20 protein-coding genes are annotated in these 22,814 nt (G+C 65.7%); 12 read left to right on the plus strand and 8 right to left on the minus strand.

Going from position 1 to position 22,814, the window contains the following annotated elements; genetic code table 11:
• Window positions 1-50 precede the first annotated feature (50 nt).
• Window positions 51-449, plus strand: coding sequence for a VOC family protein (locus tag G8760_RS01295; RefSeq protein ID WP_166345497.1), 399 nt, complete (start codon window positions 51-53; stop codon window positions 447-449).
• Window positions 450-507: 58 nt separating this feature from the next.
• On the opposite strand, the gene G8760_RS01300 is transcribed toward G8760_RS01295, so the two are convergent.
• Window positions 508-1,191, minus strand: a complete 684-nt coding sequence (locus G8760_RS01300; protein ID WP_166345500.1) for a helix-turn-helix transcriptional regulator — start codon at window positions 1,189-1,191, stop codon at window positions 508-510.
• Window positions 1,192-1,394: 203 nt separating this feature from the next.
• Between G8760_RS01300 and G8760_RS01305 the strand changes: the two genes are divergently transcribed.
• A complete protein-coding gene (locus G8760_RS01305) occupies window positions 1,395-3,431 on the plus strand; it encodes a family 10 glycosylhydrolase (protein ID WP_166345503.1) in 2,037 nt (678 codons plus the stop codon).
• 102 nt (window positions 3,432-3,533) lie between these two features.
• On the opposite strand, the gene G8760_RS01310 is transcribed toward G8760_RS01305, so the two are convergent.
• Window positions 3,534-5,006, minus strand: a complete 1,473-nt coding sequence (locus G8760_RS01310) for an NAD-dependent succinate-semialdehyde dehydrogenase (protein WP_343074355.1) — start codon at window positions 5,004-5,006, stop codon at window positions 3,534-3,536.
• A 463-nt stretch (window positions 5,007-5,469) separates the two neighbouring features.
• Here G8760_RS01310 and G8760_RS01315 point away from each other — a divergent pair, with 463 nt between their 5' ends.
• The 5 genes from G8760_RS01315 to G8760_RS01335 all read left to right on the plus strand — a co-directional run bounded on the left by G8760_RS01315 (window position 5,470) and on the right by G8760_RS01335 (window position 10,417).
• Window positions 5,470-6,618 carry an amino acid ABC transporter substrate-binding protein gene (locus G8760_RS01315; RefSeq protein WP_166345509.1) on the plus strand — a complete coding sequence of 383 codons (1,149 nt, stop codon included), beginning with the start codon at window positions 5,470-5,472 and terminating at the stop codon, window positions 6,616-6,618.
• A 39-nt stretch (window positions 6,619-6,657) separates the two neighbouring features.
• Window positions 6,658-7,836 carry an amino acid ABC transporter permease gene (locus G8760_RS01320; RefSeq protein ID WP_166345512.1) on the plus strand — a complete coding sequence of 393 codons (1,179 nt, stop codon included), beginning with the start codon at window positions 6,658-6,660 and terminating at the stop codon, window positions 7,834-7,836.
• Window positions 7,837-9,102 carry an amino acid ABC transporter permease gene (locus tag G8760_RS01325; RefSeq protein ID WP_166345515.1) on the plus strand — a complete coding sequence of 422 codons (1,266 nt, stop codon included), beginning with the start codon at window positions 7,837-7,839 and terminating at the stop codon, window positions 9,100-9,102.
• An 88-nt stretch (window positions 9,103-9,190) separates the two neighbouring features.
• The gene (locus tag G8760_RS01330; RefSeq protein WP_166347798.1) at window positions 9,191-9,913 is read left to right on the plus strand and encodes an amino acid ABC transporter ATP-binding protein; all 723 of its coding nucleotides are present in this window, start codon (window positions 9,191-9,193) and stop codon (window positions 9,911-9,913) included.
• Between the two features lie 75 nt (window positions 9,914-9,988).
• Window positions 9,989-10,417: an OsmC family protein gene (locus G8760_RS01335; RefSeq protein WP_166345518.1), complete on the plus strand. Its 429-nt coding sequence runs from the start codon at window positions 9,989-9,991 to the stop codon at window positions 10,415-10,417.
• An 11-nt stretch (window positions 10,418-10,428) separates the two neighbouring features.
• On the opposite strand, the gene G8760_RS01340 is transcribed toward G8760_RS01335, so the two are convergent.
• Both G8760_RS01340 and G8760_RS01345 read right to left on the minus strand, forming a co-directional pair.
• Window positions 10,429-11,271 carry an alpha/beta fold hydrolase gene (locus tag G8760_RS01340; RefSeq protein WP_166345521.1) on the minus strand — a complete coding sequence of 281 codons (843 nt, stop codon included), beginning with the start codon at window positions 11,269-11,271 and terminating at the stop codon, window positions 10,429-10,431.
• A 123-nt stretch (window positions 11,272-11,394) separates the two neighbouring features.
• Window positions 11,395-12,387: a Gfo/Idh/MocA family protein gene (locus tag G8760_RS01345; protein ID WP_166345524.1), complete on the minus strand. Its 993-nt coding sequence runs from the start codon at window positions 12,385-12,387 to the stop codon at window positions 11,395-11,397.
• 261 nt (window positions 12,388-12,648) lie between these two features.
• Between G8760_RS01345 and G8760_RS29710 the strand changes: the two genes are divergently transcribed.
• Window positions 12,649-14,139: a hypothetical protein gene (locus G8760_RS29710; RefSeq protein ID WP_207781902.1), complete on the plus strand. Its 1,491-nt coding sequence runs from the start codon at window positions 12,649-12,651 to the stop codon at window positions 14,137-14,139.
• 90 nt (window positions 14,140-14,229) lie between these two features.
• Here the strand turns inward: G8760_RS29710 and G8760_RS01355 are convergent, their stop codons facing one another.
• The 3 genes from G8760_RS01355 to G8760_RS01365 are packed head-to-tail and all read right to left on the minus strand — an operon-like array spanning window position 14,230 to window position 16,974.
• The gene (locus G8760_RS01355; RefSeq protein WP_166345527.1) at window positions 14,230-15,057 is read right to left on the minus strand and encodes an ABC transporter ATP-binding protein; all 828 of its coding nucleotides are present in this window, start codon (window positions 15,055-15,057) and stop codon (window positions 14,230-14,232) included.
• A gap of 4 nt (window positions 15,058-15,061) precedes the next feature.
• The gene (locus tag G8760_RS01360; protein WP_166345530.1) at window positions 15,062-15,955 is read right to left on the minus strand and encodes an ABC transporter permease; all 894 of its coding nucleotides are present in this window, start codon (window positions 15,953-15,955) and stop codon (window positions 15,062-15,064) included.
• 20 nt (window positions 15,956-15,975) lie between these two features.
• Window positions 15,976-16,974, minus strand: coding sequence for an ABC transporter substrate-binding protein (locus G8760_RS01365; protein WP_166345533.1), 999 nt, complete (start codon window positions 16,972-16,974; stop codon window positions 15,976-15,978).
• A gap of 242 nt (window positions 16,975-17,216) precedes the next feature.
• Between G8760_RS01365 and G8760_RS01370 the strand changes: the two genes are divergently transcribed.
• The 4 genes from G8760_RS01370 (at window position 17,217) to G8760_RS01385 (ending at window position 21,998) form a co-directional block, all read left to right on the plus strand.
• A complete protein-coding gene (locus G8760_RS01370; protein WP_166345536.1) occupies window positions 17,217-19,274 on the plus strand; it encodes a PQQ-dependent sugar dehydrogenase in 2,058 nt (685 codons plus the stop codon).
• Window positions 19,275-19,439: 165 nt separating this feature from the next.
• Complete coding sequence (locus G8760_RS01375) at window positions 19,440-20,738, plus strand: PxKF domain-containing protein (RefSeq protein ID WP_166345539.1); 1,299 nt, start codon at window positions 19,440-19,442, stop codon at window positions 20,736-20,738.
• Window positions 20,739-20,993: 255 nt separating this feature from the next.
• Window positions 20,994-21,386 (plus strand): hypothetical protein, encoded by a 393-nt coding sequence (locus tag G8760_RS01380; protein ID WP_166345542.1) that lies wholly within the window; start codon window positions 20,994-20,996, stop codon window positions 21,384-21,386.
• A 261-nt stretch (window positions 21,387-21,647) separates the two neighbouring features.
• Window positions 21,648-21,998, plus strand: a complete 351-nt coding sequence (locus G8760_RS01385) for a hypothetical protein (RefSeq protein ID WP_166345545.1) — start codon at window positions 21,648-21,650, stop codon at window positions 21,996-21,998.
• Between the two features lie 32 nt (window positions 21,999-22,030).
• On the opposite strand, the gene G8760_RS01390 is transcribed toward G8760_RS01385, so the two are convergent.
• Entirely contained in the window at window positions 22,031-22,786 is a 756-nt protein-coding gene (locus G8760_RS01390; RefSeq protein WP_166345548.1) for a hypothetical protein, read from the minus strand.
• Window positions 22,787-22,814 lie beyond the last annotated feature (28 nt).

The following is a 22,814-nucleotide window of genomic DNA, read 5'->3' on the forward strand; positions in this document are numbered from 1 at the left end:
GTCCGAATCATTCAAGACACCCCTCCACCGGCTGCCCTACGGTCGACAGCATGACACCACGCATCGCAGTGATCGAGTTGGTCGTGGAAGACATGGGCCGCTCCTTCGCGTTCTACCGCAGACTTGGTCTCGACATCCCAGCCGGCGCCGAGAACGCCCCCCACGTCGAGGTGGAGCTGCCGGGCGGCTTGAAACTCGCGTGGGACTCCGTCGCGACGATCCGCTCCTACGACCCCAACTACCAGCAGCCCGGCGTGAGCCAGATCGCCCTCGCCTTCGACTGCGGCGCTCCCCATGGGGTGGACAGCGTGTTCGAAGACTTGACGACTGCCGGATATCGCAGCGAACACACACCGTGGGATGCGGTGTGGGGCCAGCGGTACGCTGCCGTGCTCGATCCCGACGGCAACCAGGTGGACCTGTTCGCGGCGCTGCCATCCGGTGGGTAGGCGGCTACTGCTGTCCGGTGGGTCGGCGGCCCCCGGAGCGGATTGGGTACGACGCTGGTCAGGCTACGAGAGAGCGGAAGGTGGTGCCGCCCAATGCGCGCGTCTCGCGCGCGAGGTGGGCCTGGTCGGCATACCCACTGACCACTGCCGCCTCGGCCGCTGCCACACCGCGGCGGCCGAGGCGTAGGGCGTGGTTGAACCGCAGGATGCGGGCCAGCGTCTTTGGTCCGTATCCGAAAGCATCAAGGCTGCGCCGGTGCAACTGACGGCTGCTCAGGCCGGCCGCCGCGGCGACGTCGTCGACCCGCCACCCTGCTCGCAGCCGTTCTTCGGTGAATCGGGCCAGCGGATCCGGTGGCTCAGCCTGATCCAGCCGCCGCGCCACCACCCGCTCCAGGAGGTCACCCGGGGCCGGTGCTGCCCGTAGCTGTTCGGTGAGCCGCCGGGTATCGGCCGCGGGCCACACGTCGGCCAGCAGAACCAGACGGTTGCGCAGGTGATGGGCAGGTATACCGATCACTCGCGGCCCCACGCCGTGGCCGAACCGCAGGCCAGTGAACGAACGGCGCGTCCACGTCGTCTGGTGCGCCGTGGTGTCCGGGCCGGCCACGTACAGGGCATCACCAGCCAGAATGATGTCCATACAGCCATCCGGCAGGACACGGTGAACCTGAGTATCGTGCTCGGCCCGGCCCGTCCACAGAATGGTGGACGGTAACGACGACGGCCGTTCCGTGTACATAACACCGAGCATGACACACCGGTCCGACAGGGACGGCACCGTCGGCCACGAGCCTTCCACATCCGTCGGATGGGTCCAGTCGCCCCGGATTCCCGACGTGGATCGATGGCCGCGAAGGGATTGCCAAGATGATCGCTGTCGATAAGACTAATTTTCACAGGCGAGTCAAACGTTGACGAATGAGAAAATGAGGAGGCATATCGATGGCCTCGTTCCGCACCCTTCTCACCCTGACCGCAACCGCCGTACTGACCGCGGGCCTAGCGACCGCGCCCGCGTCGGCGAGCCCCACGACGCCCCGAGCGGCGGTCTCCGGCAGCGCACCAGCCGCCGCCGCGCTGGCCACCACCAACGCCGCGCCGGCCCAGTGCTCAACCAACCCAGCCACTCCGAAACACCAGTTCCGGGCCATGTGGATCGCGTCGGTGTACAACATCGACTGGCCCAGCGCCACCGGGCTCAGCGTCTCTCAACAGCAGGCGGAATTCCGTGCCTGGCTGGACCTCGCTGAGCAGCACAACATGAACGCCGTGGTGGTCCAGATCCGGCCCACCGCGGATGCGTTCTGGCCATCCTCCTACGAGCCCTGGTCACAGTGGCTCACCGGAACACCCGGCGCAGACCCCGGGTATGACCCCCTGGCCTTCATGGTCCAAGAAGCACACCGCCGTGACATCGAGTTCCACGCCTGGTTCAACCCGTACCGGGTGGCTACCCACACCACCGTCGGAAACCTGGCACCTGGCCACCCGGTCCGGCAGAACCCCCATTGGGCGTTCAGCTACAACAACCAGCTGTACTACAACCCCGGTATCCCGGCGGTGCGGAACTTCGTCATCGACGCGATGATGGACGCCGTCACACGCTACGACATCGACGGCGTCCACTTCGACGACTACTTCTACCCGTACCCGGCCAGCGGGCAGCAGATTCCCGACCAGGCCACCTATGAGCAGTACGGTGGTGGCTTCTCCACCATCCAGGACTGGCGGCGCAACAACATCGACCTTCTCGTCGAGGAGATGAGCGACCGCATCAAGGCGGCCAAGTCCCACGTGAAGTTCGGCATCAGCCCGTTCGGTATCTGGCGCAACAGCTCAACCGATCCGCTGGGTTCGGACACCAACGGTCTTCAGTCCTACGACGCCATCTACGCCGACACCCGCAAGTGGATCCTGGAAGGTTGGCTGGACTACGTCGTACCTCAGGTCTATTGGGAGATCGGGCACAACGCGGCTGACTATGCGGTTCTGGTGCCTTGGTGGTCCGACGTGGTGAGCGGTACCGACGTACAGCTGTTCATCGGCCAGGGTGCATACAAGCTCGGCACCGGCGGCCCCTGGAACACCGCCTCGGTGCTGAGCGACCACCTCATGCTCAACCGCAACCACCCGCAGGTACGCGGAGACGTGCACTTCAGCGCCAAGGACGTGCGCAGCGATCGGCACGGGGCCATCAGCAGGCTGGCCAGCGACCACTACCGCCGAGCGTCGATCGTGCCGCCCATGCCACACCTGGGTGGCAGCGCACCCAACCAGCCGACCATCACCAGTGCCACCCGCTCCGGCAGTGGAGTGGACGTCACCATCCAAGGGTCGGCAGCGTCCTACGCGGTATACCGCGTCGATGGGGACGGGCCGCTCGATCCGTGTGACCTCGCCGATGCGACCCACCTTCTCGGCACGGTCCGGGCTTCCGGCTCCGCGACGACGTTCACCGACACCACGGCCGGCAGCCAGACGTACTCCTACTACGTCACCGCCCTGAGCCGAAATCATCTGGAAAGCGGGCCGAGTACCGCGGCCGTGGTGCCACCAGGATCTGGCGGCGGCTGGTCGGCCGTCGTCGATACCACCACCCCAGGCGGGTTCACGGCCAGCGCCGCCTGGGGCACGTCGTCGTGGTCGCCGGAACGACATGGCGACAGTTACCGGTTCGCCGAGCCGGTCTCGGCGAGTGACGCAGCGTGGTTCCGTGCCGATCTCCCAGCGTCAGCCACCTACCGGGTTGAGGTCTGGTATCCGTCCCATCCCGATTACAACAGCTCTACGCCGTACGTCGTCGCCACGACCGGCGGCAACGAGGTGATCCGGGTCGATCAGCGGTCCAACGGCGGGCGGTGGGTAGATCTCGGCACGTTTCAGCTGGCCGCTGGCGACCGTAACGTCGTCGGCGTGAGCCGCTGGACGGCCACCAGCGGATACGTGATCGCCGACGCGGTCCGCATCACCCGCACCTGACCCCTTTCCCTCCTCCCGGTGATCATTGGCTTTTGACTACCGGATCCGGTAGTCAAAAGCCAATGATCACCGGGAGGAGGGGAAGGGGTCAGGGGGGGTGGGTCAGGGCAGGGCGATGGAGACATACTTCGTCTCCAGGAACTCCTCGATACCCTCGAAGCCGCCTTCCCGGCCGAACCCGCTGGCCTTCACCCCGCCGAACGGCGCCGCGACGTTGGATACGAGGCCCGCGTTCAGCCCGACCATTCCGGTCTCCAGCCGCTCACACACCCGCAGCGCCCGCTGCACGTCCCGGGTGAAGACGTAGGCGACGAGGCCGTACTCGGTGTTGTTGGCCAATGCCACGGCGTCGTCGTCGGAGGTGAATGTCGTCACCGGGGCCACCGGCCCGAAGACCTCCTCCGCGAGGATGCGTGCGTCCCGCGGCACGTCGGCGAGGACCGTCGGCTCGAAGAAGTATCCGGCATCGCCGGTCCGGGAGCCACCGGTCAAGGCGCTCGCTCCGCGGCCGACCGCGTCGTCGACGAGGCTCTCCACGGTGTCACGCTGCTTGGCGTTGATGAGCGGTCCGACGTCGACCCCGTCGTCCGTGCCACGGCCGACGCGCAACGCCGCAAGCCGGGCCGCCAGCCGGTCGGCGAACTCGCCGGCGACCGACTCGTGGACGTGGAAGCGGTTGGCCGCCGTACAGGCCTCACCGACGTTGCGCATCTTCGCCTGCACCGCACCGTCGACGGCGGCGTCGAGGTCGGCGTCGTCGAAGACGAGGAACGGCGCGTTGCCGCCCAGCTCCATCGACACCCGCAACACCTGCTCCGCCGATTGCTCGATGAGCTTGCGGCCCACCTGCGTGGAACCGGTGAACGAGAGCTTTCGTAGCCGCGGGTCGCGAATGAGCGGCTCGGAGAGGGCCCCGGCGGAGCTGGTGGGTACGACGTTGAGCACCCCGGCTGGCAGACCTGCCTCGGCGAAGATCGACGCCAGCGCGAGCATCGACAACGGAGTCTCCGTCGCCGGTTTCACCACCATGGTGCACCCGGCCGCCACCGCGGGGCCGATCTTGCGGGTGCCCATGGCCATCGGGAAGTTCCACGGGGTAATAAACAGGCACGGCCCGACCGGCTGCTTCATGGTGAGTAGTCGACTGCCGCCCGCCGGAGCCATCGAATACCGGCCCGCGACTCGGACCGCCTCCTCCGAGAACCACCGGAGAAACTCCGCCGCGTAGGTGATTTCAGCCTTCGACTCCGGGACCGCCTTACCCATCTCGAGTGTCATCAGCAGGGCGAGATCGTCGATACGGTCCATGATCGCCTCATAGGCACCGCGCAGAATGTCACCACGGGATCGCGGCGCGGTCTCGGCCCAGGCCTGCTGCGCGTCGACCGCGGCGGCCAGCGCATCCATGCCGTCCTCTGGTGTGGCGTTCGCGACACTGGTCAGGACCTCACCCGTGGCTGGATCCTCGACGTCGAGGCGGGCTCCGGAGCGGGACTCACGCCACTCGCCAGCGATGAATAGCCCAGTGGGGACGGCGCTGAGCACTGCCTGTTCTCGGTCCGACACGGTCTCAATCCCTTCGGTCGCGTCGACTCTTCCTTCATGTTCTGCGTGCGGGTTGTGGTCACCGCCCTGCAGAACCCACGTGTTGCCGCACTGACACGCTACCCACCGATGGTCGATCCGAACGTGTCGCACCCGGCACATCCATCGTCTACCCGCGCTCAGGCCGGGTACCCGCGTCGTAGCCCGGCGTATCCGCGGAGCGCCTCTGGCCGGGCCACCGTGGAGGGATTTTCCGAAGCGTCCGGCACGTGACAACCATATTTCAGCCGAAGCCCCCAACTCGCCGGACAAATCACAACCTCATCACGAGGACAATTAGCCGGCCGTTAGGTGGTGACGTGATCGTTCTGGACGCCTAACCTGTGGACATTCCGCGCTGAGCGTCCACCTCCGGTGCCACCATCAGCCATCCGGTCAGGTGGACGGGCGCGCCCTCGAGGCCAACAGGTCTCCAGACCACTGGGAGGGCCACGTGCGACGCCGGACATTACTGCTGCCAGTACTCATACCTCCGATCCTGATGCTTGCCGCGTGCACGGGTGGGGACGACGGAGGCGCCGACGATCCAGGACTACCCGACGACGACCTCGTCGAGGACATCGACGCGGGACCAGCCGACGACGATGAGAACGCAACCGACGAAACCCCCACCGACGGCACCCTGGCCCAGGTCCGCAGCCGCGGCGTCCTCAACTGCGGCATCAACGGACAGGTCCCGGGGTTCGGCTTCGTCACGCCCGAAGGTACGTACGAAGGGTTCGACGTCGAGTTCTGTCAGGTGGTCGCCGCCGCCGTCCTTGGCGACGCGGACGCCGTCGAATACATCGAGCTGACCGCTGAGGCGCGCCTGACCGCGCTGCAAGCCCGCGAGATCGACGTGCTGATCCGGAACACGACGTGGACCGCGCTGCGCGACGGAGCCGAGAACGTCAGCTTCGCGACCACGACGTTCTACGACGGCCAGGGCATGATGGTGCGCACCGACGACGGCTTCAGCTCCATCGCCGACATGCAAGACACCGTGGTCTGCACTCTATCCGGCACCACAACCGAACTCAATCTCGAATCAGCCTTCTCCGCACACGGCGTCGACTACGAGCCACTTACCTTCGAGGACAACGACACCCTCCGTGAGGCGTTCCTCACCGACCGATGCGACGGATGGACGTCGGACAAGTCTCAGCTCGCCGCTTTCAAGGCCGAGTGGCCCACGGACGAGGGCGGACCGGACGCGCTCGTCGTCCTCGACGAGACTATGTCGAAGGAACCCCTGAGCCCGGCCACGCTCGACGGCGACGTCGAATGGTTCGACACGGTGAACTGGGCGGTCATCGCCACCATCCAGGCGTGGGAGTTCGGTATCGACTCCACCAACGTGGATGAGTTCCTCGCCGTCGATCCGGAAGAGAACCCGGACGTCGCTCGATTCCTAGGGATCGACGACTTCAACCCGGGCCTCGGTCTCGATGCCGACTTCGCGGTGGACATTCTCCAACAGGTTGGCAACTACCAGGAGATCTACGAGCGGACCGTCGGCCCGGACACCGCCCTGGGTCTGGAACCCGAGCTCAACAACCTATGGACCGAGGGCGGGCTCCTCTATGCGCCTCCGTACCGCTAGCGCAGCTAGGGGTTCCACGAACCCTGGCGGATACCGGCGGTGAACACGGGACAACGCACCAACGGCACTGACACCAGGCCGCCACCATGGCGGGACGTCCGGGTCTTGCGCATCACGGTGCAGGTGGCCTTTCTCGCCGGTGTCGCCGCGTTGCTCTGGCTGCTGGCGAACAACCTGGTCCAGAACATGCAAGCCCAGGGAATGCGCACCGACTTCGGTTTTCTCGGGCAGGCGGCGGGATTCCCCCTGGCCGGGGCCGACTTCTCGTCCCGCGATTCGATCTGGGCCGCGTTGGTCGTGGGGTTGCGGAACACGCTGGTGGTGTCGGCCTGGGGTATCGTCCTGGCGACGGTGCTCGGTGTGTTCGTCGGAATCGCCAGACTGAGCAGCAATTGGCTGGTGCGCAAGTGCGCGGCGGCCTATGTCGAAGCGCTGCGCAACATCCCGCTCATCGTGTTCCTCCTGTTCCTCTACCTGGCGATCCTGCAACAGTTGCCCAGGATCAACGACGCCATCGACGGCGGCGGGTTCGTCTTCTCCAACCGGGGTCTCTACGCACCGTGGTTCGACGTCGACGACGACAGTGGCCTGTTCTTGGGTTTCTGCGCCGTCGCCATCGTGCTGTCCATCGTCGTCGTCCGGTGGCGAACCCGCAGATTCAACGCCACCGGACAACCGCATCACCGGATCGTGTGGGGTGCCGTCACGTTCGGCGTCGTCGTCGGTGTGGCGTGGCTGGCACTCGGCCAGCCGGTGTCCGTGACGCTACCCGTTCTCGACGGGCGCACGGTCAGCGGTGGTTACGAGCTCACCGTTGAACACGGGGCGCTGCTCCTGGGGCTGGTGCTCTACATGGCGGCGTTCGTCGCGGAGATCGTCCGCGGTAGCATCCTGGCCGTTCCCAAAGGACAGGCTGAGGCCGCGAACGCGCTCGGCCTCAGCGGGGCGCAGCGCTATCGGCACGTAGTGCTGCCGCAGGCATTGCGGATCGCCATTCCTCCCGCCGGGAACGAGTTCATCAACCTGGCGAAGAACTCAGCGCTCGGCATCGCCATCGCTTTTCCGGAGTTGCTCCGCGTGACCCGGATCGCCATCGGGCAGGGCCAACCAGCACCGCAGCTGATCGGGATCATGATGCTTATGTACCTGGCGATCAGTTTGACCCTGTCGTTGATCGTCAACGTGCTGAACCGCCGGCTCGGGTTGCGGGGGGTGTAGATGTCCGAGATCAAGGTGCACTCCTCCGAGTACCGGCCACCTCCGCCGGACCGCCCGCCGTCGGGCACTCGTTCGCCGGGTGTTTGGGTCCGCCAGAACCTCTTCAACACCTGGTACAACTCGTTGTTCACCCTGATTCTGGTGCCGGCCATCGGCTACGTCGTCTATCGGGCGATCCGGTTCGTTCTCGTCACCGCGCGCTGGGAGATCGTCGAGGTCAACCTCACCAATCTGATGGTCGGCACGTTCCCCCGGAGTGAACTGTGGCGACCGTGGGCCGCCGTCGCGATCCTTGCTCTCGTGATCGGCCTGGGTTTGGGTGTGACGGCACGTGCCAACGTCGAAGCCGCACGGATCCGAGGTATCGAGCTCACCACGTCCTGGCAACAGAACGCCCGGCGCGCGGCACCGGCCCTGCTGCTCGTGGCTGCCCTGGTCACGTTCGTGCGGACGGCCACACCGCTGATCCTGCTGGCGGCAACGGTGGTGCTCGCCGTCGCTGGTTACCTGGTCGGCCGCCGGATCCCACCTCACCGGCGACGCTGGATGCACCTCGCCGTCATCACCGGCTTGCTCGGCTCATACGTGGTCGTGACCCAGTTCGACGGTGTCAGCCTGGACCGTTGGGGCGGGCTGATGCTCACCGTCTTTCTCGCCATCGGCGGTATCGCTATGGCGTTTCCGGTGGGGGTGCTCATCGCGCTAGGCCGGCGATCGACACTTCCCGCCATCCGCCTGGTATCGGTCGTCTACATCGAGTTGATCCGCGGCATGCCGCTGATCGCCTTGCTCTTCATGGGCTGGCTCATCCTGCCGTTCATGCTGCCCGTCGGGTTTCCGACCCCCGGCCGGACGTGGCGCGTCGTCATCATTCTGCTTCTGTTCACGGCTGCGTACGTCGCCGAGATCGTCCGCGGCGGGTTGCAGAGCATCCCGCGGGGACAGTACGAGGCCGCGCAGGCGCTGGGGCTGCCCCCGTGGAAAACTATGCGGTTGATCATCTTGCCCCAGGCGCTGCGGAACGTGATCCCCGCGATGGTCGGCCAGTTCATCAGTCTGTTCAAGGACACGTCGCTCGTCCTGATTGTTGGGCTGACCGACCTGCTCGCGGTCGCGCGCCGGGTCACCCAGCAGCCGGAGTTCCTCGGCCAGGGGTTACACGCGGAGACACTGCTGTTCGTGTCCTTCATCTATTGGGTCGGGTCGTATTGGATGTCCCGCGAGAGTCAACGGTTGGAAACGCGGCTTGGGCTCGGGGAGCGTTGAGATGAATGAGGACGACGCCATGACGGAACCGGACACCAGCACCTCCCTCACCCAGGACGCACGGAGAGCGGGCGGCACCGGAGAGGAGATGATCCGCTGCGAGCGAGTCCAGAAATGGTTCGGCGACTTCCAAGCACTCCGAGACATCGATCTCGTCGTTGGCCGTCAAGAGGTCGTGGTGGTGTGCGGGCCGTCCGGATCCGGCAAGTCGACGCTGATCCGGTGCGTCAACCGGCTGGAGAAACACGACGGCGGGCGGATCGTCGTCGACGGCATCGAACTCAGCGACGACATCCGCAACATCCAGGAGGTCCGTCGGGAGGTGGGTATGGTCTTCCAGCAGTTCAACCTCTTCCCACACCTGACGATCCTGGAGAACGTGACGCTGGCGCCCCGCCAAGTGCGCCGTGTCCCCAAAGCCGAGGCGGAGCAGCACGGGATGGAACTGCTCGAACGGGTGAAGATCCCGGAGCAGGCCCACAAATACCCGGCTCAGCTCTCCGGCGGCCAGCAGCAGCGGGTCGCCATCGCCCGCGCGTTGGCCATGAAACCCAAGGTGATGCTGTTCGACGAGCCAACCTCGGCACTGGATCCAGAGATGATCAAGGAGGTGCTCGACGCGATGGTCCAGCTGGCCGAATCTGGGATGACGATGATCGTCGTCACCCACGAAATGGGTTTCGCACGGGCCGTCGCGGACCGGATCGTCTTCATGGCGGACGGCCAGATCGTCGAGGTGGGGACACCCACCCACTTCTTCACGAATCCCCAGGAGGAACGGACGAAACTGTTCCTCTCCCAGATCCTCTGACGCTGACGTCACCTGTCTGGCTGGCGGGCCACCCGCGGGTATACCGACGGGCTACCCATCTGGCAGGGTTGGCCCATGACCGACAACCCCCGTAGAACCGTCTCCATCACCCGCGTCGCCGACAAGCAGTACATCGCCACGAACAAACGTGGTGGTGTCATCACCTTCGGCGAGGGCCGCGACAGCGAGTTCACCCCCGTGGAGCTGCTGCTCACCGCCATTGGTGGCTGCTCGGCGATCGACGTCGACACACTCACCACCCGACGCTCGGAGCCTGAGTCGTTCTCCGTCGAGGTCAGCGGCGACAAAATCCGCGACGCGGAATCCGGCAACCGGATGGAGCGGCTGGAGGTCGTGTTCAAGGTGACCTTCCCCGAGGGCGAACGGGGCGACGAAGCCCGCAAGATCCTGCCGGATGCCCTCGCGAAGTCACATGACCGCCTGTGCACGGTGAGCCGGACCGTCGAACTCGAGTCGCCAGTCGCCATCCGCAACGAGGAGTAACGTCGGCCGGCTCAGCCTTCGGTCGCCACCAGCCACCGCAGCATGTCCGGTGTGGCGAGGAAATGACCCGCGTGTGCCGCCGTGGGCTCACGAACCAGCAACGCGTCCGGTATCCGCTCGGCCAGCCACACGCTGTGGCTGACCGGGACGAGTGTGTCGAGTTCGCCGTGCCAGAGCCGCACCGGAACTCGGATGGTCGACGGGTCGAACCCCCACGGCAGCGCATACAGCGCCCGCTCGTCGTCGATCCAGCCATCCAGACCGGGACGTAATGCCTCGGCGAACGCCGTCGACAACATCCGCTGGATATCCGGCCGTTGGAGTACGGCCTGCTCGGCCGGCGGGACCAACGACATCAGGTCGGACGACTCGGCCTTGGCTAAGTGGTCCGCGAGTGCCTCCCGGCCGTTGGCGGCGGCCACCGACGAGGCCTGGTTGTCCTCCATCATGCCGGCGGTCCAGTCCAGTCCGGCAGCGTCCCGCGGCGCCGTGCACGCCATGACACCCACCGCGGTGACCCGATCAGGGAGCCCTGCCGCCGCGGCGAGGGCATGACCCCCACCCCCGGAGACGCCGAAGACCGGAAAGCGGTTCAGCGAGAGGGCCGAGGCGATGGCCTCGATATCCGCTGCGGCATCGGCCACCCGCCGCCCGCGTTGCGGGGTGGACTTGCCGTACCCCGGACGGTCGTAGGTGATAAGCCGGATACCGAGGGTGCCGAACAGCTCGTCGTCCGGATATCGAGCCAGCCGGCTCATCGGCGTGCCGTGGCAGTACACAACCGCCGTGCCGTCCGGCACTCCCCATTCTTCTACGGCGAGGGTCCGGCCGTCGTTGGTGATCACTTCGTACATGCGACGAGCCTAGGTCCCCGGCACCCCGCCGTGCTCCATCCAGCCTTCAGCGCTGAGCGAACCGCCCGGCCGCTCCTGGGCGAGCGACAGTCAGGAGCATGCCCAGCGGAGGCGCTCGAAGGCTCAGCGAGCTTCAGCCGCAGCGAAGACTCCCTCGATGACCGCCATGTTGGCGACCGCGTCGGCCGGGGGTGTCGGTGCTGGCGCACCGTCGCGAACGGCCTGGGCGAATCGCGAGCCCTGGATGCTGTACTGGTCAGCGGCTGGGACCTCGATCACTGTGATGCCAGGCTCGACTGGCGGCTTGCCGCCGGCGATGTGCGTGATGAAGGTGGGTCGGTCAGCCGGGATGTTGAACGGGATCTCGACCACGAGCCTCCCCTCAGACCCGAACAGCTCCACCCGCTGGGCGGGCTCCAGCTGTGTCGAGCAGACGAACGACGCCTGGCGGCCGTCGAAATCCAGCACCGCTGATGTGAGGACGTCGGTGCCGAACGTGGGATCACGGCGGATGCTGGCTTGGATGGCGGTTGGCTCGGCGCCGAACATCATCCGGGCGGCATTGATCGGGTAGCAGCCGATGTCCATCAACCCACCACCGCCCAGCTCGACGATGTTGCGGATGTTCGCCGGGTCGGTGTTGTTATAGGCGAAGATCGCTTGGATGGCGCGCAGTTCGCCGATACGACCCTCCGCCACCAGGTCCCGGGTCCGGGCCCACAACGGGTGCAGGCGGTACATAAACGCCTCCATCAGCACGACCCCGGCCTCGTCACACGCGGCGACCATGGTCCGCGCCTCGGCAGCACTCATCGCCAGCGGCTTCTCGCACAGGATGTGTTTCCCGGCGGCCGCGGCCCGCAGCGTCCATTCGGCATGCAGGTTGTTCGGCAGCGGAATGTAGACAGCATCGATATCGGGGTCGTCTAGGAGTGCTTGATAGGAGCCGTAGTGACGCGGAATTCCCAGCTCAGCAGCCGCTTTAGCGGCGCGATCGGCATCCCTCGACGCGATCCCGAGGATCTCGCAGTCCGCTGCGCGTTGCATCGAAGGGATCACCTTCTTCGTGGCGATCGCCGCGACACCCAGCACACCCCAACGGACCGGACCCGCCATTCCCGCCTCCCACGTGATGTCGACACCTATCACCGTATCGGTGCCGTCCCGCTACGAGTCTGACCCACTCTTAAACACCGAAGCTAGGTGCCCTGCGGAAATGTCCGCCCGCGCCCCGCCCGGTTTCGTGTCTGGAGTTGTCCGGAGAAGTTGTCCCTGCGTCGCGTTGAACTTCACGCTGGCTGCGGCGTATCTCCGCGACGACGTGCGTCGTCAGTGGTCTACACGCGCCTATCCGACGAATAAGAGGGAGAGCTTCACTTGCTGAAGACAGAGAAGAAACGCGCCCCTTCGCGGCTGAGACGGGCTCGCCTGCTCGGCGCGCTGGGTGGCACCGCCGCGCTGATCGTGAGCGCTACCATTCCAGCCGCGGCCAACGTAGCCAGCTCGGATGCGCCGGAGTTCTCCGCCGAGTTCATAGTCGTCGACGGCGACGAGGCGCAGGTGGACGCGCAGGCTGACAACCCGCAGATTAGCCTCGACAAATCGACGATCTCCGCCTGGTCGATGCAGCGCGAGGGAATCATCACCAACTCCTGGGGTTGGGCGCCCGACTCCAGTGTGACGATCTCGGTTAATGGCGACGAAATGCACCAAGCCACAACGGACGAGCAGGGGACGCTGAACTTCAGATTCACCGTGGAACTGCCCGCCGGTGTGCACACGCTGGCGCTCGAGTCCGCTGAAGGCAGCGTCTCGCAAGACTTCACCGTGGTGGCCGACGACGAATACTACGACGATGAGTACGTCTCGAACTTCGACCCGCAGATCTCCGCTGACCGGTGGGTTGTCACCGAATCCGAACTCGCGGAGAAGCCAGTCGGGATTCGCGGGACCGGTTTCCCCGCCTCATCGAACCCCACCGGGCCGATCACCGTCGACCTGATCCTCAACGGAGAGTTTGTCGAGACGCTGAACACCGACATTCTCGGCGCCGCAGAAGGAGAGATCTCGGCTCCGTTGGCCTTGGGCGAGCAAGATGTCACGCTGCTGAGCCCGGTTGGTGAAGCCTCGATCACCTTCACCGTCGTCTCGGACGACCAGGGCGAGGCCCCGGCCGCCGGCAGCTACGACGGCGCCACCGTGCAGACCCATGCGGGTGACGTCGAGATGGATGACCAAGACGAGCGTCCATTCAGCTTCGAGATCGACTCCGAAGGCAGGCTCTCGAACCTCAGCGGTCAATATTGGTGGTTCTGCAGAGGCGGAAACGGATCCGGTTTCGGCGACTTCGATTCAAGCCAGTTCCCGGCTACGCCGATCACCGCTGACCGCCCGTTCGAGATCCACTGGACTGATAGCGTGACCGACTACGTCATCCGAGGGACAGTGAACGCCGACGGCTCCGCCTCGGGCATGCTCTTCGCTAGCCTTGGCATATGCGGGAGTTCGATCCTGACCTGGAGCACAGAGTTCGACGGTGACGCTGGCGGCGATGGCGACGCTGACGGCGACGCCAACGGTGACGGCGACGCCAACGGTGACGGCGACGCTGACGGCGACGCCAACGGCGATGGCGACGCTGGCGACGCCAACGGCGATGGTGACGCCAACGGCGATGGTGACGCCAACGGTGACGGCGACGCTGGCGGTGACGGCGACGCCAACGGGTCCGGTGGTGACGATGATTCAGGCCGCGAGCTGCCCGACACCGGCGTCCCAGGCTTGGTGCCGTCCATCATGCTGACGTTCGTGTTGTTGGCACTTGGCGCCGGTCTGATGCTGCGCGCAGGCCGTCGCGCGATGGTGTAGGCCCAAGACCATGGAGGTCACTCTCCTAACGGGAGTGGCCTCCATGTGGTTTGGCGGCCCCGCAAATAGGGGCCTCTTAGCCGGCAAGTTTCACGCGGATCCGGGTGACTCCACTCCGGCCATGACGTCGCGCACCGACTTGCGCATCCGGGATAACTCGGACTCGGACAACGCGGCCTCCGGTGTGAATTCCGCGGCGACATGTCCCGGCGCTCGGAACACCGCCACCCGGTCGCCGACGGTCAGCGCCTCCTCGATGGAGTGTGTGATGAACACGCCGGTCTTGCCTTCGTTCTTCACCAGGCGCAGGAACTCGCCGCGCAGCCGCTCCGCGGTCAACTCGTCGAGTGCACTGAACGACTCGTCGCACAGGATGATGTCCGGGTTCAGCGCGAAGCACCGCGCGATTCCCACCCGCTGGCGCATGCCGCCGGAGAGCTCGAATGGGTAGGCCTTCTCTCGGCCCTCCAGGCCCAGGCGGGCCAGCCATTCACGGGCGATCCGGGTCCGCTCTGCCTTGCGCACGCCCTGGTATTCGAGGCCGAGTGCGGCGTTGTCTTCGGCGGTGCGCCACGGCAGCAGGCGTCCGTCTTGGAACACCACCGCGATCCGGCCCTTCAGTGCCTCGAAGTCGCGATGTGGGTCCATGCCGTGGACGGTGACCGTGCCCGACGTCGCCCCGAACAGTCCTAGTAGCAAGTTGAACGCGGTTGATTTGCCGCATCCGGTCTGGCCGACGATCGCCAGCATCTCGCCTCGGGCCACCGACAGATTCAGGCCTTCGAGGGCGCGCACCCGAGTTCCGTCGCCGGTGACGAAGACCTTGTGGACGTCCTCGAACCGGACCGCCGCGTCGTCCGACCTCCCCGCGTCGTGGCTCACTGGCGCCACCTCCCGTCCCTGCATGAGATCGGTCATCGTCCTACCCCACCTGCCTGGCGTCGGGTTGCGCCGTCAACGGTTCTTGAGTCGCTTCGCTCACCTGGGGCATGTGTGCTCCGGGGCGGTAGCGGAGCATGCGCCGCTCGATCATCGCGATGACCTGTTGAATGATCAGAACGAAGATCACCAGCGACGCGGTCCACGCGATAACCCCGTCCATGCGGAAGAACTGCTGCTCAAGACGGAGTTGGTAACCAACACCGATGGTGGCACCGGCGAACTCGGCGATCAGCACCACCCGCGTGCCGAGGCCGAGGTTGACCTTCCAGGCGGTCAGCATGCCGGGCAGGATGGCCGGCAGGGTGATGGTACGGAACATGTCTAGCCGGTCTCGTCGCGGCCGCAGTGACTTCGCCATGTCCTTGAGCTCGGCCGGGATCGCCCGGTACGAGTCCTGCGCCTGGAAGGCGAACCCGGCCAGGGTGACCATCACCATGAGGAACCAGATACGAACCTCGACGGTCTGGAACCAGATGATCGCGATCATCACCCATGACAACGACGGAATCCCCTGGGTGATCTGCAGATAGGGCATGAAGATGTTCGTGAGACGACGTGATCTGCCCATGGCTAGACCCAACGCGGTGCCCACGACGAACGACGTGATCAGGCCGAGCATGATGCGGAACATGGTCATCAACCAGTCCCACCGCTGGTCAGCGTCGGTGAACAGCTCCACGATGCGCGAGCCGACATCGGTGATCGGCGGGAGGATGTAATCCTCGGTGCGGGCCGCGACGATCGTCCAGACGATCAGCCCGACGCAGATCGCCACCACCATCTCGACGGGTGGCAGCCGCCGCGCCGAGCGTTGCACGCGTTGCCGCCAGACCTCGTCGCCCCGTCGAGCCAGGCCGGTTGCCAGTTTGCTCACGTCGAGGTCCTTCCTGGGGGTCAGTTGCCCTCGTAGACGATGTCGAGTGAGGGCGACTCGTCGAAGTAGCCGATGGTGACGCCGGCGTCGAACACCGCTGCGATCCCGTCCGCGACGTCCGACGACCACCGGACGTTGAGACCCAGCCGGTCGTTGTCGGCCAGGAGGCCGGCGAGGGCCTCGGCGTCACCGCCCCCTTCGATCGAGTCGGCGATGATCTGCGCCGCTTCGTCTGGGTTGGCCAGGCTCCACTCGGCTGCCTGCTCGTAGGTGGCGTGCAGAGGTGCCACCAGTTCTTCGTTCTCATCGAGCCACGAGCGGTGGACGGCGATGCCCAGGAACGGGATGTCCGTCGTACCGAATTCCTGCTCCCACAGCTCAAGCGGTAGGGGGACGTCGTGGACGTGGTCGAGTTCTTGGGCCATGAGCAGGCTGTAGCCGGGCTCCCAGATCTGGATGGCGTCGCTGCGCGAGGTCTGGGCCTGCGTACCGAGAGCACCCGTGTCATGGCTCTCGACGGTGACCGCGCCGAAGTCGACACCGGCAGTCTCGGCGAACCACCGGAACATCGCGTAGTTCGTGGAACCCGTCACGCCGGCCAGGCTGTGCCCTTCCAGGTCGGTGACACTGGCGACGTCAGGGGTGGTGGAGACGAGGCCGCCCCAGAAGTCGTGCACGTTGAAGAGATAGACGACGTCTATTCCCTCGGTCAGCCGTACCGCCTCACTCATGAGTGAGCCGCTGCCACCAACCTGGAATTGGCCGGTGCCGAACTCCGTGTTGTAGGCGTCCGGGGGGCGTTCCACGAAGGAGATGTCGAGTCCGTTGTCGAGATCGAAGCGTTGGTCCGCGATCACGGCGGGCAGGAACGCGCCGAGTGATGGCGGGCTGAAGGCGACGATCTCCAGGGGCGTGGCATCGGAGGAATCCGCGGCGTCGCCGTCGTCTCCACCACATGCCGCGACGGCCAGCGACGCGGCCGCCAGAACACTGAGAGTGAGCCGTCCACGTTGCATCATTGCACTTCCTGGGACCTGGGATGATGCGCTTGGTAAGCGCTTGCCTGAACGTGAAAGCTACCCGCCGCCCAGGGCACCGTCAAGGGTGCCGTGACGGCACATCAGGCCGTCCCGTCGCATCGACCGTGGCTAGCGGACATCCCACCTATTGACAGGCGGTCGCGATCGAAATACTTTCGTGACCTAAAGGAGAAAGCGCTTTCCGTTCCTTGGAAAGCGCTTACTCACGGTGAGGAGGAACAATGAAGCCACTCCCACGTCATCCCGCCGCCGTCGCCTCAGGGGCCACCGCGGCCGCACTGGCGCTCGCCCTTCTGGCGGCACCGGCCAAGGCCGACGACGACGGGCCCATCCTCGATCCCCTGCCCGATCCGACCATGTCCAATCTGGCACTAACCCTCGAAGAGTTCGTCCAGATCCCGGCCTCGCAGCCCGACCCGCCACCCACCGACCAACGGCTCAACCGCACCAACCGGATCAACTACCTCGGTGAGGTACCCGACGGCTCCGGCCGGCTCTACGTACCAGATCTCAACGGCAAGCTATACCTCATCGACGACGGCGAGCCGATCGAGTTCCTCGACGTTGGAGCCGAGTTCTCGCCCGAGTTCTGGAACCACCAGGGCCTCGGTAGCGGGTCCGGGTTCATGGCGTTCCACCCCGAGTTCGCCGACAACGGGATTTTCTACACAGTGCACACCGAGGGCCGCGACGCACTCCGGAACGAAACTCCAGACCTGCCCGGCCCGGACAACCCCAACCACCACGGCGTGCTCACCGAGTGGACCGCCGACGATCCCACGGCCAACAGCTTCAGTGGTACCCGCCGCGAGGTACTCCGCCTCGGCTTCCAGACGTTCATCCACGGTTTCCAGCAGATCGGCTTCAACCCCACGGCCACCCCGGGCGACGACGACTACGGCCTGCTCTACACGGCCATCGGCGACGGCGGCGGCGCCACGTTCACCGACGTCACGCAGGACCTCGGCCGACCCGAGGGCGCGATCTTCCGCATCGATCCGTCCGGCACCAACAGCTCCAACGGTCAGTACGGCATCCCGTCGAACAACCCCTTCGTCGACGATCCGGATGCACTTGGCGAGACCTACGCCTACGGTCTGCGCAATCCGCATCGCTTCAGTTGGGATCCGGTCGGCGACCACCGCATGTACGTGGCCAACATCGGCGAATGGCACATCGAGTCGATCTATGAGGTCCGGGCCGGCGACAACTTCGGTTGGAGCGACCGGGAAGGCCCGTTCATGGTCGGAGACGACCGCTGGCCACGGCCCCTGCCAGAGGACGACCACACGTATGGTTACACGTATCCAGTGGCCGCCTATGACCACAACCGCCAGCCGGGCCAGACCGGCGATCTCGGGGTCGCTATCGTCGGTGGGTTCGTGTACCGCGGCGACATCCCCCAGCTGAAAGGACTCTATGTCTTCGGCGACATCGTCAGCGGTCAGATGTACTTCGCCCGGGCCAGCCAGATGTACCAGGAACGCGACGAGATGGCCCGCATCCAGGAGCTACGGCTGCGCAACGCTGACGGCGAGCTCGTCACCATGCAAGACCTTACCGGCCTGGACCGCATCGATCTGCGTTTCGGCCACGACGCCGACGGCGAGTTGTACGTGCTCTCGAAGGGCAGCGGTTCCATCTGGAAGGTCACCGATGCACAACGCATCCCTCACCGAGACGTGGAGCAGACCGTGACGAACACCACCGCCGCACACCACTGGGCACCGGTGACGCCGGAGAAGTGGGAATTCCCCGGCACGGAGGTGATCCTGGCCGAGGCCGGAGACCCGCGTCCAGGCCCACGCCGGCCCTTCGAGTACGCGATCCTCACCGCCGGCCCGACCTGGCGGTCGGTGGACCTCACCGCTCAGGTGCGGATCGACGTCCCCCAACCTGTCGGCCGTGACGTGATCATCGTCTTTGGCTACCAGTCGGACACCGAGTTCTACTACGCCCACCTGTCGGAAGACGACTCGATCTATCCCCACAACGGCCTCTTCAAGGTGAACAATGCCGACCGGGAGCGCATCGACGACCAATGGGACGGGTCCTCCGCCGCACCTCCGGCTATCACACCGGGCATGAACTGGCACGACGTCCGCCTCACCCACAACGGGCACACCGGCCGGATCGCCCTCTACATCGACGGCTCGGAGTCCCCGCTGATGACGGCTACCGACACCACCTTCGGCACCGGCCGGGTGGGTTTCGGTTCGTTCGACGACATCGGGCGCATCCGCAACCTCGCGGTGACCGGCCACCCGGCACCGGAGTGACGATCGCCGCCGTATCCGGCGCCGAAACCTAGGGCACTGAGGTCCACGAGCTGAGGCACCTGTCAGCTCACCGCGTCCACGGTGGTGGCGGACGGCTACCGCCACCACCGGACCATCCAGAGCTCTCGCCATCTCGGAGTCTGAAACAGACTCTCAGGAGGAGCTATGCACAAGCTTTTCTGGCGGGCCGCGGTTATCCCGGTCGGCCTTCTGCTCTGCCTACCGTCCGCGATCGCGCTCGGTGTCACCGGAGTCGACCATGCACAGGCGGCACCGGACCGCCACATCACCCTGCCGACGGCTCCGGAGCCCGTCGTGATCGACAGCCTCAGGCCCGACGTCGTCGCCCATTTCGACTTCGAGCATCCCGTGCTCGGTGATCCTGGGCGCGAACATGACCTCGGGTGGTCCGCGACCGATCTCGACCTCGTCAACGGCGCGGGCCACATGCGGGTGCCTGACGGTGCGTACCCCGGCAGCCGGCAATCCTTACAGACCCGGCAAGTGAATCCGACAGTGATGGGCAACGACGATTGGAAGGCGGGCGTCTACAACCCGGATGGCGTCGCCAGTCTCAACGCGTTCAGCGGGACGGCCGGCATCACCATCATGGGCTGGTTCAAGATGACCGGCGAGAACCCCGGCCCGAACTCGAACACACCCGATCCGGACGACCACTACAACGCTGTCGGCATGGCCGGCATCCTCAGTGGCGACTCGGACGGCCATCCGGTGAGGGCGTTGCTGGAGGTCATCAACGTCGACGGCGAGCTACGGCTAGTGGCCCTCGGTCGCCGCATCGATGGCGGTGCATCGCAGACGTTCGCCGCCAGCGATGACTGGCAAACGTTACTTCCCCGGGACGAGTGGGTGTTCCTCGCGGCGACATTCAACTACGACGACGGCACCATGCGGCTGTTCCACAACGGTGTGCAGCTCGACGGTTTCTACACGAACCCGGGTGACCCGTGGGAGGTCGACGGGCCGGGCTCCCACGTCACATCGCCCACCGACCCAACCGGGATCAAGATCGGCGGCAGCTACCCACAGAACAATCGCGAGGCCAACCCCTGCAACTGCCGGATGGACAGCCTGATGTTCCTGGACCGGGTGGTATCGGACGAGGAGGTGGCTGAACAGTACACCGCATTTCTGGCATCCCCGCCTGCGCTGACCAGCGTCGACCCCGGTAGCGCCGTCGTGCTCGACGTCGCCGTCGGCGGATACCGGGGACGTGCCCCGTTCGAGGTGACCACCGCCGAGATGTCGTGTGCGACGGGCCAGCCGACCGGCCCCGACGAGGCCGCCCAGACGCCGCACCGGGACCAGATCCCGTACCGTCCGCGAACGAAAAGTTATCGCTACATCTGGCACTCCGATGCGACATGGTCTGGCTCGTGCCGGCTACTGACCGTTCTGACACCAGACGGGCCCCTGCACACCGTGGGAGTCCAGTTCCGCTGACTCATGGTCGCGGCGCCGGACGACGCACAAACACGCTAGAACGTCATCAAGCGACAAGTGATCGACTCAAACAACACCATACAGAGGCATCCCTGCCTGACCCGCCGTTCGGTCAGCCATCCCGACCCTGTCGGACCCAACTGACATTATTCGAACATACGATCCAAGAGCGGCGCCGCACTTGGGTGGGGCTGCGCGAACTCGCACTTCGCGCAGCCCCGCGACCCCTACCTGAAAAGGGAAGGCAGGGACCAGATGCACAACCTACCCCACCATCGCTATACCAGCACCGCCATTCGGGACGGCCTGTACTGGGTGGTCCACTGCAACCAACATCCGGCCGCGCGGTCGAGAGTCCGGCTGCTCGTCCAGGCCGTCCGGCATCAACGGCACGCCATCGCCTCCATCCTCGGCGTGCCCGAGGCACACGTCAGCGTCGACGTTCAGCCGGTCCTACCGCCCATCGTCGAACAGCATTTGGGCCGCGCCCGGCAGCTGCGCAGAGACGCCGCGGACGCTAATCGGGCCGCGGCGGCGGAGTCCCGTGCCGCCGCTCGGGCGCTGGCCGCTCAGCAACTTTCGCTGCGCGACATCGGCACCATCCTCGGTGTCTCCCACCAACGCGTCCACCAGCTCATCAAGTCCTGAGCACCACACCATCCCCGGCCAGCCCCGGCAGGCCGGGGATGGCGCGGGGCAGCCGCTCAGATGATCTCGCGTGTCTATACTCGGCGCATGGAGTTCGCGCGATCGCTGAGCGGCGGTCTCGGTGTTCTCCTCAGCGGCGGACCAACACCTGACCATCACCGGCCAGCCGGACGCCTGGTCACACGCGTCCGGCCGGTAGGCGGAAGGACCGCCGCCACGTCGTTCGTCACCACTCTCTTGCGCGCTTGGTAGGAACACGGAATGCGAAGCTTCTGCTACGGCTGCCCATCCGAAAACGTGCAGTGGCGCGGGCCCAGGTACGGCTGGTTGTGTCTACGCTGCTTCTCCGAAACCATCCACCCGACCGTTCGCCTCGCCGAGCACATCGACCTCTCCGGCAGCTCCACCACTCAACCGGACGACACACCGCTGATCACCCAGACCGAAGACCCGAACGGGGTCCGCACCTGGCTGCTACTCGTTCCTCAACCCCAGGCCAACGGCGGCACGGAGCAGCACCAACTCGGCACCGACCTCGACCCCGAACAAGCCGTGGACGAAGCCAAGTGGCTGCTCAACAAACGAGCCTGGACGGCTGGACGACCCGCCTAACACATCGTGCCGTGCACTGAAGGCCGTCCAGCTCAGTCCACCAGGACGGTCCGCGCGCTGCGCACCGTGAACGACTCACTAGCCTCGTACACAAGGGGATCAACGTCGGTGATCGGTGGAATACCCTCCACCGTCAGCGTGATCTCCCACGTCGCCTCCAGACCCACCCGCTGCTCGCCGGGGCTGCCGAACACCGCCTGCACCGGATAATGCGCGGGTCGCGCCAACGGATCAGTTCCGTCGTAACGTCGCCCAGGACCACTCGCGCGGTCGCCGTTACTCCACTGCCAGCTATACCGCGGATCCGCTCGCACGTGCCCCGGCAACGGGTTCTCGATCTCGAAACCCACCGATCCCGCATCCTCGGTCGACGCGAGCACGGGAAGATTCACCACCGCATTCCCAGTCGGAACAACGTCGATCTCCGGACGGGAAATCGCCTCATAGTGCCGCTCGACCACCGCCAAGATCTCCGCCTCCACATCCGCCAACGGGATCGGCTCGCCCGTGGTGCGGATCCGGCAGATACGCTCCCGACCCGGCCACGGCTCCCAAGGGTCGGAGACATGCTCCCGGCGAAACACCAACGTGGTGTACCCAATTGCACCGCCGGCATCGCAGAGCGCCTCGGAACACGCCACGTCATGGCCTGGACGATCGGGATGGTTGCGCTCGCACGTGATCACGTACCGGACCATCCACACCACACCACCGTGTTCCTCGCGGGCCTCACCACCCTCTGGCTTCGGGTAGAACGTCCGCGTCGCACTGTCGTATGAATACCCCACACCCCCACCATCTGTGTCCGGCGGTGGC

It is taken from the genome of Phytoactinopolyspora limicola, assembly GCF_011320225.1.
Lineage (GTDB): Bacteria > Actinomycetota > Actinomycetes > Jiangellales > Jiangellaceae > Phytoactinopolyspora > Phytoactinopolyspora limicola.